Raw genomic sequence first — 14601 nt, forward strand, 5'->3', positions numbered from 1 at the left:
GGGATTGCTTGTTATTCTCTCCTTTATCTTCCACTCCTACCTTTTGCCACTCTGCAAACATGGAAAATTAAATGTCACACAGCTTAAACACTTACTTATTCATGCAACCTCGACAGCTATTTTGCCGCGCACACCTTCACCGCCTTCCTCAAGTCTTTGATGGGCTTGTGCTACTTGAGTCAACGGAAAAGTCATGCCAACAATAGGTAGGATTTGACCTCGTTCAATTAGGTTTCGCAAGGCATCCAGCTTGGGGCGGGCGTTATCTAAATGTACGAAGTGGATAGTGATATTTTTGAAAATGGCAGTATTAAGATCACCTGCAACACTAGTTATAGTAACAGCACGTCCTTCAGGCTTCGTCACTATCAAACTTTTGGCTAAAATATTGCCGCCAACAGTAGTAAAAGTCACATCAACTCCTTCACCACCTGTTTCTTGCATAATAATGTTAATAAAGTCTTCATTACGGTAATCGATCGCTCTATCTGCACCAATAGAATATACAAAATCAAGGTCGTAGCCGCCGCAGGTTGTGTATACATAAGCACCAGCTGCTTTAGCTATTTGGATTGCGAATGTGCCAACACCGCCAGCACCACCATGAATTAAGACGGTTTCACCAATGATGATGTTTGCCCTGGTGATGAGTGCAGCCCATGCGATACCTCCTGCTATAGGTACGCTAGCCGCTTCGATATGGGATATATTTACAGGCTTTTTGACAACAATTGATTCATTTGCGAGATGATACTCTGCATTAGCTCCATCACCATCTAAAAGTCCTATAGCGTAATAAACTTCGTCACCTACTTGAAAATCTGTGACGTTTTTACCAATAGCTTCAATGACACCTGAAACGTCATAGCCTAATATTGCTGGTAGTTTAATCCTTGCTCCAAAAAATCCTTGACGCACTCCGCAGTCGGCTGGGTTGACTGAGGTTGCATAAACCTTGACTAAAACTTCGTTATCATTTGGTGTAGGTTTATCTACTTCTCGCTGTGCAAAGACTTCTGGGTCTCCAAAGCTTGTGATCACTATCGCTTTCATACAATTGCCTCAAAGCATTGGCTTGCTTTTAGGAAAAGGGTTAAGGGGAAAGGGAAATTTAGTCCTTTATCTTGCCCCTTGGCCCAAGTTCTGCAAGAAGTATATTTTGATTGCACTGAATCCCCTAGCTTTGTCTAAGTGGAATCTTCAAAATTTAGTTTTCTTGGTGTCTTTGTGGTTAATAAGATTTATTTTTCAACCACAAAGACACAAAGTAAAATCACTTGGCTCGCTCTTTCAAGTGAGCTAAATTTTCTCAATGCTTTTTTTCTAGGCAGAGAGATTTTGTTTCAATAAACTATGCACAGCTTGCTCTACATCGCTTTGTTTAACTAAAGACTCTCCTACCAAAACGGCACGAACACCAGCTTCAGCTACAAGAGATAAATCAGCAGGTGTATGCAGTCCAGACTCGCTGACAACAGTGATACCCAAGCTTTGTAATTCTTGTTGCCGCTGTGCTAAAAGTTGCTGTGTTATTCCTAAATCAACTGTAAAATCCTCTAGATTACGGTTGTTAATTCCTACTAAACGTAGACCATCTAGCTTTAGCACTCGATCTAATTCAGCCAAGGTATGAACTTCCACTAGTGCAGTCATTCCCAAATCGTGAATCACTTGCAAAAAGTCTTGGAGTTCTTTGTCTGAAAGGATGGCAGCAATTAATAATACTGCATCTGCGCCTGCTGTTCGTGCTAAATAAATTTGGTAAGGTTCAATGATGAACTCTTTACACAGTAGCGGTAATGTTACGTTTGCTCGCACTGCACGCAGATTAGCAAAACCACCCTGAAAAAACTTTTGGTCTGTCAGAACTGATAGACAAGCTGCACCACCTCGTTCATAAGCCTGAGCGATCGCCACTGGGTCAAAGTCTTCCCGGATAATTCCGCGGCTCGGTGATGCTTTTTTAACTTCAGCAATTAAGCTGGGTTTGCTGGGATTTTCTTGCAAAGCAGTCAGAAAATTTCGCACAGTTGGGGCAGTAGTTAACTGCTGTTGCAAAGAAGCTAAAGGCAACTCGTGCTGCAATTGTGCAACTTCTTGTTGCTTATGCAACACAATTTCATCGAGAATATGCTGAGGCGGGGCAACTTGGTTAGTCATACTAATTCGTAATACTCGCCTTTGGCGAGAAGCAAGCTACGTAATTCGTAATTATGACGCATAGCAAAAGGCTTGATATAAGGGGTTTCAAATTTTTATTCAGTGGGGTGAAACGAGGCATTTTTTCTTAAGAGGAGTGGAGAGTAGAGCAAACTAATAGCTTTATTCCCCATGCCCACTTGTCCTGAGCGTATCGCTAAAGCGAAAGCTTCGCTAACGCCAAGCGTCTCGTAGAGAAGCCGAAGGGATGACCTATGCCCCATGCCCAATAACTAATGATTCTTTACTTAGCGTATAAGCACGCACAACGTTTTTGATCATTGTTAGACCAACTTCGCCTGATAACGTCATGATTGACTCTGGGTGAAACTGAACTGCACTAATCGGAAGTGTCTGATGCTCAATGCCCATAATCACATCGTCTTCAGAAATCGCTGTGATGTTGAGTTCTCTTGGCAAGCGTTGCGGTAGAGCAAATAATGAGTGGTATCTACCTACTGCAAAGGTTTCTGGTAAACCTTGGAATAGAACAGAATCTGAATCTGTGACGAAAACCCGCGAAGATTTACCATGTTGAGGATAGTTGAGAACTCCTAACTCTCCACCGAAAGCTTCTACGATGCCTTGCAGTCCTAGACAAACTCCAAACAGGGGTATTTGGCGACGGACACAGGCGGCAACAGTCTCAGGAACTCGAAAATCATTAGGTCTACCAGGGCCAGGAGACAAAACAACAAGGTCAGGGCGTTCTGTATCAAACAGCGATTCTGAGAAGCCGTGACGTAGAGTGGTGACGCTTGCACCCGTTTGACGGATGTAATTGGCTAGTGTATGAACAAATGAGTCTTCATGGTCTATGAGTAAGACGCGTTTCCCGGATTCTACATCTGGGAGGTATTTGCTCAATTTTGCGAAACTACGCGGCTTAATTGTGCCGCTACTTTCTTTAGCACTACGAATTGTTTCAAATAAAGCGGCTGCTTTGGTAATGGTTTCTTGTTCTTCTGCTTGTGGTATCGAATCATACAGAACAGTTGCGCCAACTCGGACTTCAGCAATGGAGTCTTTTAACCGAATTGTTCGCAGGATTAATCCAGTATTTAAATTACCATTGAAATTTAAATAACCAACTGCTCCACCATACCAACGTCGAGCGCTGCGTTCATGCTGTTCGATAAACTCAATTGCTGCCTTTTTAGGTGCGCCGGTAACTGTAACTGCCCAAGTATGACTGAGAAACGCATCTAAAGCATCAAATTGCGATCGCAGTGTCCCTTCTACATGGTCTACTGTATGTATTAAGTGGCTGTATAATTCAATTTGCCGACGACCGATGACTCGCACTGAACCGGGTTCGCAAATCCGGGACTTGTCATTGCGATCTACATCAGTACACATCGTTAACTCAGCTTCATCTTTGTGTGAGTTGAGTAACTGGCGAATTTGCACAGCATCGTCTAGAGCATCTTGTCCGCGGGTGATAGTACCACTAATCGGACAAGTTTCGACGCGTCTACCTTCAACCCGCACAAACATTTCTGGCGATGCACCTATCAGGTATTCTCCACCAAGATTAAAAATAAACCCATAGGGACTAGGATTAATTTTCTTTAAAGTTTCAAATAATTTGCTGGGTTTTTCTTCACAAGCTTCAAAAAAGTTTTGGCTAGGAACTACTTCAAATAAATCACCCCGACGGAAATAATCGAGTGCCACTTCAACTTGGTGTTTGGCATAATCGCCTCTTTCATGGTCAGCAGTTTGAGCCGGTGTTAGACGTTTGCCTAGATAATCAACAGACTCACCTGTTCGAGGCAGATTATTAGTGCTGCCATATATAGTTTCTAATTCATATTGAATACTAAATGCTCGTTGCTGATAGTAGTCAACAACTATCAATTCATCAGGTAGGTATAGTACCAAATCTCGTTGATCACTAGCACGTTCTAACTGCTGGTTGATTGGCTCAAATTGGAAAACTAAGTCGTAACCAAATGCACCATACAAACCTAAATGTTCGTCTTCTTGGCTAGAGAAAATATGTAAAATTTCGCGAATAACTGTAAATGCTGAAGGCTGTTTGCTGCGTTCTTCTTCAGCAAAAAATTCTTTTGTTGGTTTAACAAAACCTGCAATATAGTTATTATCTTCGTTAAAGTTAATTTCTTGAAGTTGGTTCGACTCAGATAGACGCTCTAACAGTAATGGTAAAATTCCTTTACCGCGATCGTTTAAGGCTTTGAGAGTGAAAGCATTTTCCCGCGTTGACAATTCTATTGGTGGATTGACAAATCCAATCGCCCATCTTTTATATCTCCCTGGATATTCGTAACTACTCGCTAGCAAGCCTCCACGCTGAGAATTTAGATAGAATAAAATTTCTTCGAGAGCAGTCTCCATCTTAACTTCTGTGATGGAGCGAGAGACATTGACACCGCCAAGAGTTGTATAGGAATGGGAATCAGCAATCATAGATAGACCCTCTAGATTAGTTATTAGTCACAAGCGTTTCATAACTATTGATAACTAAGTTGATTTAAAGTAAAATTTAAATGGTTAAATATCTGGAAACAATTTCAAATTATTTATTGTTTCTGAAGTGCAGATATTTGCAATTATTTATTTATTCTTAATTAAGCTTACTCAATGTAAAACAACATATAAATGAAGAATTTTTCGATTCAGGTGTCAATTTATTAGCTTGTCATTTCACCTCATTTAGTATATTTTGAAAAGCAATTTTTATTAATATCCGCCTCTATCTATGGTTATAAAAATAATATATATATTGAGATAAATTTTCTTTAGTAGAATTAAAAAAATAGAAAAATTAATATGATTAATTCCCGTTTTTAATACAATTTACACTATTCCACTTTAAGAATGATATAAATACTTTGGTAGGGACACGGCAATGCCGTGTCCCTACGAGAAACCTATATTTATCAAGATTTTCGTGAATTGGTATTACACCATTTTATTTTACAAAATGCCTGATATGAATACACAGTTAGAAGCGTACATCTGTCATACCAATTCTATTTAAAGATACGCTTAATTCGACCTCTCTGTAGTCCCCCCGATGCCTTGGGGGGACGCCAAAGGCGGGGGTTAAATATGATGCAGCTTCACAGAGAAACAGTATCAGAGGTATTAGCTTGAAGCTAATACCTCTGTAAACTTGGACTTAAGCTCTTTTATAGTGGCGTGGCTGGCTCATTTTGACTCTTGAACACCAGTCACCCACCTCTTAATTACGAATTAGTGTTAAACCCTTAATTTCAAAAAACAACTTTTGCGCGTAAGTCTTGTTTACTCAAATGTCCAAGGATCAATTGGCAAACATCAGTCGCTTTAATTGATGATGAATCAAGCAAGTGAGTTTGTTTAGTGATCAATAAGGGACTCTCAGCAGGAGAAGATGGAAGACAACCGTGAGAACCACGTACTAAAGAAGCATCTAAGGGTATCACGTCCATCAAGTAACGAAGTCCGAGCTGTTTCTTTAAAAGTTTCAGACCGATTTTGACCTGGGGAAGTTTGATGTTCGGGTCAAGGAAAAGTTCTACAGGGTCATAACCAGGTTTACGGTGAATATCTACAGTTCTAGCGAAATCGGGGGCGCGGCTATCATCAAGCCAATAATAATAAGTAAACCAAGCATCTGGCTGGGCTACTGCTACTAATTCTCCCGATCGCGAATGATTCAGATTATAGGCTGATTTTTCGCTCTGATCTAAAACGTAGGCAACTCCTTCAGTTTCTTCTAGAAGCGATCGCACCGTGGAAATATAATCTGGATCATTAACATAAACATGGGCAAGTTGGTGATCTGCAACAGCAAATGCTTTACTAGCACCAGCATCTAGGAGTTCTCTACCCAATTCTTCGCGCACCGTTAACAAACCTTTTTTTCGCAGCATCCGATTCAGGTGAACTGGTTTGGATACTGATGTAATTCCGTATTCTGATAAGACAATAACTTCAGCGCCCCGACTTTCATAGAATTGGATCAAATCAGCACAAACCGCATCAATTTCTTGCAAATCTTTAGCTATTTTATTGATGTCAGGGCCATACTTTTGTAAGCAGTAATCTAGATGTGGCAGATAAACGAGTGTCAGCGTCAGGTTAGAACGTTCTTCAAGCCACTTTGCTGAATCTGCAATCCATTGGGTGGAACGGATGGATGTATTCGGCCCCCAAAAATTGAATAAAGGAAACTGACCTAAGTCATTTTGGAGTTGCGATCGCAATTTTTTCGGTTGCGTATGAATATCCGGAATTTTCCTGCCATCAGCAGGATACATCGGTCGGGGAGTGACGGCATAGTTCACCGAAGAGTACATATTGTACCACCAGAATAAGTTGGCACAAGTAAAGTTCGGATCTATTGCTTTCGCCATGTCCCACAACTTGGGAGCCTGAACAAGTTTGTTAGACTGTCGCCAAAACTTAATTTCACACTCATCCCGAAAATACCAACCATTGGCAACTATTCCATGTTCATTAGGTAGCTTCCCTGTCAAATAGGTTGCTTGTGCTGTACAGGTAACAGCAGGTAACACGGGTTCAATCGGTATGACTTTTGCCTGTTCTGCCCAACGGGAAAGGAAGGGCGTATACTCACCTACAAGGCTAGGCGTCAATCCTACGACGTTGAGAACAACAGTTTTTTGCATAAGAACAAACAGTAAATTTTATATTAAAGCGATGCTTTGTGTCTTTGTGGTTAATATCTACCATAGAGGCACAAAGACACGAAGAATATTGGCATTACACCACTTTGAATGTGATTGGTGCTTGGTTTGTTTCGACGAAATCACTTAATAACGAAATTGCCTGCTTGTATAAAGATAAATCGACTTCGTGAACCTCAATTCCTTTGCCAATAGCTTGCAATAAAGTTAAGGTTAATTCGCCGCCCAAATGTTCACGGAATTCGGTCAAACCTTGAAATAAACATGATTGGTCAGCCATCTCTGGCACGTACAAGGTGAAACCCAGCGCCGAGAGTGTGCTGAGTATGCTTTGCCACTCTGAGTAACCAAGTATTCCTAGAAGATAGGAGTAAGTGGTATCCAAAGCGATGCCGATCGCTACTGCTTCGCCATGACGTAAATTGTAGTTAGTCAAATGCTCTAGTTTATGGGCAGCCCAATGACCAAAATCCAGAGGGCGAGATGAACCCATTTCAAAAGGATCGCCGCTATTAGCAATATGTTCGAGGTGTAACTGGGCGCAACGATAAATTAGCTGTTGCATTGCATCCATGTCTCGACGGACAAGGGCTGCGGTGTGGGAGTGGATAAAATTAAAGAAGTGAGCATCCTTAATTAGGGCTACTTTGAGGGCTTCTGCAATCCCAGAACGCCAGTCGCGATCATCTAAGGTTGTCAAGAATGCAGTATCATTAATCACTGCATAAGGTGGGGCAAATGTGCCAAGAAAGTTCTTTTTACCAAAAGCATTGATACCGTTTTTGACTCCGACACCAGAATCATTTTGTGCTAAAACTGTTGTCGGAATTCGGATGAGACGGATTCCTCGATGGGCTGTAGCAGCGGCATATCCTACCAAGTCCAACACAGCACCGCCTCCAATTCCTAATAAGTAGGAATGGCGACATATTCCTGCTGATTCAATAACTTGGTGAATTTGCTCTAGTAACTTTGGATTATTCTTAGCAGCTTCACCTGCTGGAACTATTATCGGTTCAACAGGAAGTGTTAGTACTTCTGCATAAAAATTGCTATATGCTGCTAATTTATTAGATAAATCAGGCCAGTATTGCAATAAACCAGCATCTATGATTGCTAATACTTTCTTTGGCTTTTTTTCCCCATCAGATGCAATTACCTGCGCTAAAGTGGGATTTTTTAAGTCAAACAGATTGTTCGTGAATAAAACCTCATAATTGAAGCGAACCGAAACACTCTGCTGAAGCGATCGCAGATGAGATATACTTTTTTGCTTAATATCTACTATCATATTTTTGCTGATATTTCTATAAGGGCGGCACGATTCAAAGCTTCCAGAAACACGTCTACTGAGTGAGAACCATCAACTTTGATTTTGTTATTAACGATGAAGAATGGCACGCTGGTAATGCCATTTAACCGAGCAGATTCTGATTCAGCCACAACTGCATTAAGTGCAGCATTATCGCTTAATTGCAGCTTTAATTCGGTAGAATCCATTTGGTGGGCTGCACCGATGGCAACAATAACGTCAATATCTCCGATGTTTAAACCATCTTCAAAATAAGCTTGATAAATTGCTTCTACGATATTGTTTTTGATGTTCGCTGGCGCTAGATTAATCAGTCTGTGTGAAAGCGTAGTATTGACGGCTAAGCGAATTTTTTCAAAATTTAACTTAACGCCAGCTGCTTCACCTGCACGCCGTGTGTAATCAAACAAATGCTGAAGTTGTTCTTCTTTGATACCTTTTCTCTCTTGCATAAAGCTACGAAATTCGTATCCGGAGCTAGGAACAGTATTGTCGAGAAGAAAGGGATGCCAGCGGATGTTTACAGCTTCTTTATTCCATTGTGTTAGTGCATCAAAAAGATGTTTTTTTCCAATTCTGCACCAGGGGCAAACTGTATCGTGGAAGATATCTATCAGCATAGTTTTTATTTCACACAGAGGCGCAGAGAGTTTTTAAGCTTTATTATATTTAGCTAGGTGGACTTGATAAGATTTGGCGTCCTTCTCTACGAGACGCTACGCGAAGGTGTTCTTCTCTGTGAGACCGGAGGCGAACGCAGTTCGTTATTTAAAAAAGACTTGTTTTCCTCTACAAAAAATCCTTGAGCATTTTCAAATTCTCGAATTAATGCATCTCTATCTTTCTTAGCCACCAGTCTTGCCAAACGACTATATGTATTAGCCAAAGAATTGATTGCATCACATCTCTCTTCTGTTGCTAGCATAATGTCAACACACAAGCGAGGGTTTTGACAAAATAAACGTTTGACAATATCAATTTCTTGTCGGTAATTAGGAGTTGACATTGATAAGCTACGGCCTATATCTACTCTTTGTTGCGCTAAAAAAACACCAAAGCTAAATCGTAAGAAGTGCTGTGTTGCTTGAATAAATACCATCATTTGGTCATGTTCTTCAGGCGTACAAACAACTAGCTCTCCGCCCTGATTTTTGATAAAGTCTAATAACCATTCAAATAAATCATCATTTCGTCCTGGGCATACAACTATTTTTTGTCCAGAAAACGATTTAATATTTGGCCCAAACATCGGATGTAATCCCATGACGGGGCCTGAATGATGTTCCAACATTACTTGAGTTGGCTGACTTTTAATACTGGTGATGTCACATAAAGCTGTAGTTGAAGAAAGGTATTGAGCTGCACGTTTAATAACGTCAACTGTATATTCAATCGGAACAGATACTATTACTAGTTCTGCGTGGCTCAACAATTTATCTGCATAATCCCAATCTTCTTGCTCAAGAATACTAACGTTGTGACCTACTAACTCAAGTTGCTCTTGGAATAATTTTCCCATCCTGCCACACCCACCGATAATCGTAATTTGTCGGGGTTTGACATGATTTAATGTAGGATTTGGAATCAGCGTGGCATGACAGCTATTAACTACACTTGTCCAAACAGATTCAGGGATTCCAGCTTGAGCAAGTAAGGGAGCGACATTAGCGATTTGTTCTTCTAAAGAAGGAACTTCTGATGCTGCTAGTAATGATACTAATGATAGGCGATCGCGTAACAAAGCAATCAAGCTTTGGTCGGTTTGTTTAAGCCTATCCGAATAAGAGGATTGCAAAGGCATTTTCCTTGCCTCCGATTTTCAAAAGTTTATTCTTTGCGACGCTAGTTGCTTTAAGTTACAGCAAAGATTTGCGCTAGTACTGTTGAAATTGGCAACAGACTCAAGACGAGTAAACCATAGGGCAACCCTGCAAAACCCGCAGCAAGTGTACTATCTAAAACAATTAGTGATAATACCCCAGCCCTGATTGCGATGCGGATTTGTTCTGGAGTAGGTTGGCGTACAGCTTTAATAAAAGGAAGCAACACCCGAATAGCGAACACACTAATAAATGGTAATGCTGCCAAGGCCTCATACTGTGTCAACAACCCTAGCCCTAAAAGTCCCACAATAACTGCGATAACTAGCAGCAGCGCTATTACTGCAATACTCTGCTTTGCTCCATGTACTTCACCACGACTCAAAACGGTGATAGCAGCAATGTAAACTATGGGAATCACAGCTAAAAACCAGCATTGCCCTAATATTGCCGGCAAAACACTCGCCCCTAGTAATAAGTTGCCTCCACGGCAAATCCCCATATTAATTGGGCCAAGGATGGGGTGATGCTTCCCAAAAGCATCGTAAAATAAAGCAGCTAAAGCAATGCTTGTAGCCAAACTAGCGCTCAACCAAGACACTTGAGTAGCTGCCATCACACCTACAATCAAAAGTAGGCTTCCTAATAAGGTTGCCTCTGTACGAGATACCCTCCCGCTAGGAATCGGTCTCTCTGGTCGCTCTTGAGCATCTAATTCTGCATCAAATACATCATTAAATACGATACCTCCACCATATAAACCTGTGGTGGCTAACAATAACCATGCAAGTGGTACAAAACTAACTTCGCTGTCAATTGCTTGATTGCTGAGGACAAAACAGCCTGAAGCAGCAAAGCCAGCCATGATATCTGCCCATGCGGTGACAATGTTGGCAGGTCGCATCAATTGTAGATATGCCCATGAACGATGGGAACTTAATATTGCAGTATTCATAGTGAGTGGGGAGGCAGAGGAGCAAGGTGCAGGGAAGTAATACCAATTTAAAAAAAGAATGTGGCAAATAGACCATTTGTAGAGACGCGATGAATCGCGTCTTCACCCAAGGATGTATTGCTACTGACAAATGACCAATGACCAATGACAAATTACTCAATTAATGCATATTCACGGCTGGACTCTACCAGTGGTGTTTGTCCCCGCAGTACAGAATTATCATTAAACTTCTGTCGTTGGTCGATGAGTGAGGGATTAAGCCAGTCTGACTCTTGGATTTGTCCACTTTGGCCGTAAGCTGCAAGAGCATTTTGATAACAAACTGCTTGCACATCAGCTTCTGGAATTCCTCTCTCTAGCATTAGTAAAGCAGTTTTGGGAACAGCCAGAGGATCACTAACTCCCCAGTCAGCACTACTATCTACGATAATGCGACGAACGTTATCACGTCCCGCTTCGCTAATGCCCCCATATTGACGGACAATTTCTACCATGCGGGCATTCCCCATTTTGGTGTTTGGGTAAATTGTGAATGCTGCCCAAAAGCCCCGCTCTAGTACTTCCTCTACTGTTTCTTCATTGTTATGATCTACAATTACCCGTGATGGATCTAACCCATGCTCAATGCAGACATCCATGCTGTGACTTGTACCCGCTTTTTTGTCACGATGTGGTGTATGAATCATCACCAACATATCTAGCTCTTTTGCCAATTCTAATTGGAGGCGGAAGTATTTATCTTCTGCGGGGGTCATATCATCGTAGCCAATTTCACCAATAGCCACTACACCTTCTTTACAAGCATAGAGAGGCAATAGTTCCATGACTTGTTCTGCAAGGGCTTCATTATTAGCTTCTTTTGAGTTCAAGCCAATTGTGCAATAATGCTTGATACCAAATTGAGATGCTCGGAACCTTTCCCAACCAACTAAACTGCTGAAATAGTCCTGGAAAGAGCCGACACTAGTACGTGGTTGCCCAAACCAAAAAGCTGGTTCAATTACTGCTACAATTCCCGCCTTACGCATCATCTGGTAATCGTCAGTGGTGCGCGAACTCATGTGAATGTGGGGGTCGATAAACATCATATTGGTCATGGATTGTAGGGGATGAGGGGATGAAGGGATGAGAGAGAGATAACTCTTGACTCTTGACCTCTGTAGAGACGCATAGACGCTCGAAGAGCGGCTTCTCGTAAGAGTATAATCGCGTCTCTACTCTTGACTTTTGACTTTTTGATTCAAACTATTCCAAGTTAAATACCCTGCTTGTATAGACTTCTGTAGATTTGGGTAAGTGGCGAGGATAACTTGAGCTTGAGGTAAGGGACAGTCAGCACAAGCAAGTGCAGCGGCAGCTTGTTGAATTGGGTCTGGGTCATTGAGCGATCGCTGCAAATCTGCTAAAGTGGCAAGGTCGGCAAATCGCCCCACCAATCGCCACAATTCAGCAGGTACTGAGCGAGAAGCTGCCCAACGTTCGTGGGCATAGTCAATTAACATCCTCGCTAGCTCATGGTTAGCACGAGAATCAAGACCTTGGATTAGATGTAGAGGACTACCTACGAATAAAGCTTTCAATACCATCTGGTTCCATGCCAGAGTGTCAAAATACTGTGCTGGATAGGGATTTCGTAAAGCGACAGCATTAAATACTGCTGTCATGTTGCTACGAACCCCTTCAGCAGCACGTTTTTGCAAACGTTCTGGATAAGACATTAGGGGTAAAGCTTGATAAAGTGCTACTAGTTCTCCGACATCAGCAGTTATAAATACTTGCTCTAAGATGTTTAAATATTTTTCTGCATTATCTTGTGGCAGAGCTAATACTAGTAGTGTACGAGCAGCTTGATCTATACTCCAATCATTCGGCGACCAGCCTGTTTGTATTGCCGAAGCTGCTTTTAAATCTTCTGGAGTTAGATGAAGCTGGTTTTTGCCTATATAGCGAGGTACTGCACTAAACGCAGTAAAGAAAACTCGCGCACTCGCGTCGCTTTTGATTTGGTTACTTTTTTCATCTAACCAAGTAACAGCTTCCTGACTAACTTGTTGTGTAACCCAGTGATGTAATAAGTCATTAATACGAGTTAGTTTGTGAATAATTACAGCAGACATTATTTTTATTTAAATATTTGTTTTTCTTAATTCCCTGGCAAAGCCAGGGAATGCTTATACCAATTCAATAAATGATTGCAACAAATCCTTCGTAGAGACGTTGCCATGCAACATCTCTACAATGTTCTATCTGTCACGTTCTTGTTTCAAAATGGTATTAATCTTTAGAACTTTGTTAAATAGAAGTATTTACCAGTTCCTTTTCTAGAGTGATAACTGACTTTTTCTGTTTATTTTTGCGCCATTTAGCAGCAGTAATCCCAACTGCGAATAATCCTATGCCTAATGCTGCACTAGGTTCAGGCACTGGGGCTGCACCATTGACTTTGATCACCTGAACGCGACCTTGGAAGAAATCACCTACATAGAGCTTGCCATCTTTATAGGCTGTACCACCCGTCCAGTTAAATGAACCTGGTGTGAGGTCTAAAGGATCACCAAAAGGTGGGTCTCCTAGTTTAGGAGCGGCTACAACTTCACCAGCTGGATTACGGGCAGGTTTACCAAATGCAGTAAGAAACTTACCGTTTTTATCAAATACCTGGACGCGGCTGTTAATAGAATCAGCTACATAGATATTTTCATACTCATCTACTTCAAGACCAATGGGCTGATTAAACTCTCCATCTCCAGTACCTTGCTTACCAAATGTCAAGATAGGTTTACCTTCTGGAGAAAGTACCTGAACGCGGTTATTAAACTGGTCACTAACATAAATATTTCCGCTGGTTTCGGAAATTCTTACACCTGCTGGCCCTTGGAACTGCCCAGGTGCAGTGCCAGATGTGCCAATGGAACCAATTAGCTTACCGTCGGCAGTGTATTTATTAATTTTGTCGCCGCTAAAATCACCTACATACACATTGCCTGTTTTGTCGAATGTCACACCAGATGGCCCAAAGAAAGCCCTACCCGGTATGAGACCGCCAAATGAGCCAAAAGATTTAATGAATTTACCTTGGGAATCGAAAACACTAACGTGGTTGTTGTAAACATCACCTACATATAAATTCCCAGTTTTCGGGGAGATTTCTAGAGCTGATGGCTCGTCGAATTCTCCAGGGTCTTTCCCGCCTTTGCCAATTGCTCCAAGATAGTCACCTTTAGGACTAAATACCTCGACCTTGTTACCAATATTTGGATTAAAGCTGCCGTCAGAATTAAGACCGCGACCGTTGCTTACAAGGACATTGCCGGATTTATTTACTGTTATGCCTTGGGGAACAAAAAGTTGCCCAGGGCCGAAGCCAGGCTCACCAATACTACTGTCGTAAGTTAATGTTAGAGACTTGGCTTGGGCAGCTGTTGCCACTACCATAAATCCAGCACCGAGAATGCCAATTGACAAATTTTTTGCTAATCCCATGAGTTTTAAGTCCTGGTTGTTTGAGTTATACTCGTTGCTAGATTAATCTCGTTCCCTGTCCTAGTTTGGGAACCCTAATTTAGGACTGCTGCCTCTTATTTGGAATGCAACTTTCTATATGAGTCAGCAGCCTATTTTGTAAGCATTCCCTGGCTCTGCCAGGGAAACAGG

At 41.6% G+C, this 14601-nt stretch carries 11 protein-coding genes; all 11 read right to left on the reverse strand.

Annotated elements, in window-relative coordinates; all coding sequences use genetic code 11:
- Positions 1-99 precede the first annotated feature (99 nt).
- The 11 genes from WKK05_RS05985 to scyF all read right to left on the reverse strand — a co-directional run bounded on the left by WKK05_RS05985 (position 100) and on the right by scyF (position 14430).
- The gene (locus tag WKK05_RS05985) at positions 100-1053 is read right to left on the reverse strand and encodes a zinc-dependent alcohol dehydrogenase family protein (RefSeq protein ID WP_341528855.1); all 954 of its coding nucleotides are present in this window, start codon (positions 1051-1053) and stop codon (positions 100-102) included.
- 270 nt (positions 1054-1323) lie between these two features.
- Complete coding sequence (trpC, locus tag WKK05_RS05990) at positions 1324-2166, reverse strand: indole-3-glycerol phosphate synthase TrpC (protein ID WP_341531033.1); 843 nt, start codon at positions 2164-2166, stop codon at positions 1324-1326.
- Positions 2167-2412: 246 nt separating this feature from the next.
- On the reverse strand, positions 2413-4632 hold the full coding sequence (locus WKK05_RS05995) for an anthranilate synthase (RefSeq protein WP_341528856.1): 2220 nt from the start codon (positions 4630-4632) through the stop codon (positions 2413-2415).
- An 809-nt stretch (positions 4633-5441) separates the two neighbouring features.
- Positions 5442-6842, reverse strand: coding sequence for a nucleotide pyrophosphatase/phosphodiesterase family protein (locus WKK05_RS06000; RefSeq protein ID WP_341528857.1), 1401 nt, complete (start codon positions 6840-6842; stop codon positions 5442-5444).
- A 94-nt stretch (positions 6843-6936) separates the two neighbouring features.
- Complete coding sequence (locus WKK05_RS06005; protein WP_341528858.1) at positions 6937-8151, reverse strand: 3-dehydroquinate synthase; 1215 nt, start codon at positions 8149-8151, stop codon at positions 6937-6939.
- Complete coding sequence (locus WKK05_RS06010) at positions 8148-8792, reverse strand: DsbA family oxidoreductase (RefSeq protein WP_341528859.1); 645 nt, start codon at positions 8790-8792, stop codon at positions 8148-8150. The genes WKK05_RS06005 and WKK05_RS06010 overlap by 4 nt, the downstream gene beginning before the upstream one ends.
- Positions 8793-8878: 86 nt before the next feature.
- Positions 8879-9973: a bifunctional chorismate mutase/prephenate dehydrogenase gene (gene tyrA, locus WKK05_RS06015; protein WP_341528860.1), complete on the reverse strand. Its 1095-nt coding sequence runs from the start codon at positions 9971-9973 to the stop codon at positions 8879-8881.
- 50 nt (positions 9974-10023) lie between these two features.
- Entirely contained in the window at positions 10024-10947 is a 924-nt protein-coding gene (eboC, locus tag WKK05_RS06020) for a UbiA-like protein EboC (RefSeq protein ID WP_341528861.1), read from the reverse strand.
- 152 nt (positions 10948-11099) lie between these two features.
- A complete protein-coding gene (locus tag WKK05_RS06025) occupies positions 11100-12044 on the reverse strand; it encodes a TatD family hydrolase (protein ID WP_341528862.1) in 945 nt (314 codons plus the stop codon).
- 117 nt (positions 12045-12161) lie between these two features.
- The gene (locus WKK05_RS06030) at positions 12162-13064 is read right to left on the reverse strand and encodes an EboA family metabolite traffic protein (protein WP_341528863.1); all 903 of its coding nucleotides are present in this window, start codon (positions 13062-13064) and stop codon (positions 12162-12164) included.
- A gap of 175 nt (positions 13065-13239) precedes the next feature.
- The gene (scyF, locus tag WKK05_RS06035; RefSeq protein ID WP_341528864.1) at positions 13240-14430 is read right to left on the reverse strand and encodes a scytonemin biosynthesis PEP-CTERM protein ScyF; all 1191 of its coding nucleotides are present in this window, start codon (positions 14428-14430) and stop codon (positions 13240-13242) included.
- Positions 14431-14601: the final 171 nt, after the last annotated feature.

It is taken from the genome of Nostoc sp. UHCC 0302 (genome assembly GCF_038096175.1).
Taxonomy (GTDB): Bacteria; Cyanobacteriota; Cyanobacteriia; order Cyanobacteriales; family Nostocaceae; genus UHCC-0302.

Bases quoted from the DNA above. Each gene is read 5' to 3' on its own strand.
- WKK05_RS05985 (WP_341528855.1), bottom strand. From the start codon at position 1,053: ATGAAAGCGATAGTGATCACAAGCTTTGGAGACCCAGAAGTCTTTGCA.
- WKK05_RS05995 (WP_341528856.1), bottom strand. From the start codon at position 4,632: ATGATTGCTGATTCCCATTCCTATACAACTCTTGGCGGTGTCAATGTC.
- WKK05_RS06000 (WP_341528857.1), bottom strand. From the start codon at position 6,842: ATGCAAAAAACTGTTGTTCTCAACGTCGTAGGATTGACGCCTAGCCTT.
- WKK05_RS06005 (WP_341528858.1), bottom strand. From the start codon at position 8,151: ATGATAGTAGATATTAAGCAAAAAAGTATATCTCATCTGCGATCGCTT.
- WKK05_RS06010 (WP_341528859.1), bottom strand. From the start codon at position 8,792: ATGCTGATAGATATCTTCCACGATACAGTTTGCCCCTGGTGCAGAATT.
- tyrA (WP_341528860.1), bottom strand. From the start codon at position 9,973: ATGCCTTTGCAATCCTCTTATTCGGATAGGCTTAAACAAACCGACCAA.
- eboC (WP_341528861.1), bottom strand. From the start codon at position 10,947: ATGAATACTGCAATATTAAGTTCCCATCGTTCATGGGCATATCTACAA.
- WKK05_RS06025 (WP_341528862.1), bottom strand. From the start codon at position 12,044: ATGACCAATATGATGTTTATCGACCCCCACATTCACATGAGTTCGCGC.
- WKK05_RS06030 (WP_341528863.1), bottom strand. From the start codon at position 13,064: ATGTCTGCTGTAATTATTCACAAACTAACTCGTATTAATGACTTATTA.
- scyF (WP_341528864.1), bottom strand. From the start codon at position 14,430: ATGGGATTAGCAAAAAATTTGTCAATTGGCATTCTCGGTGCTGGATTT.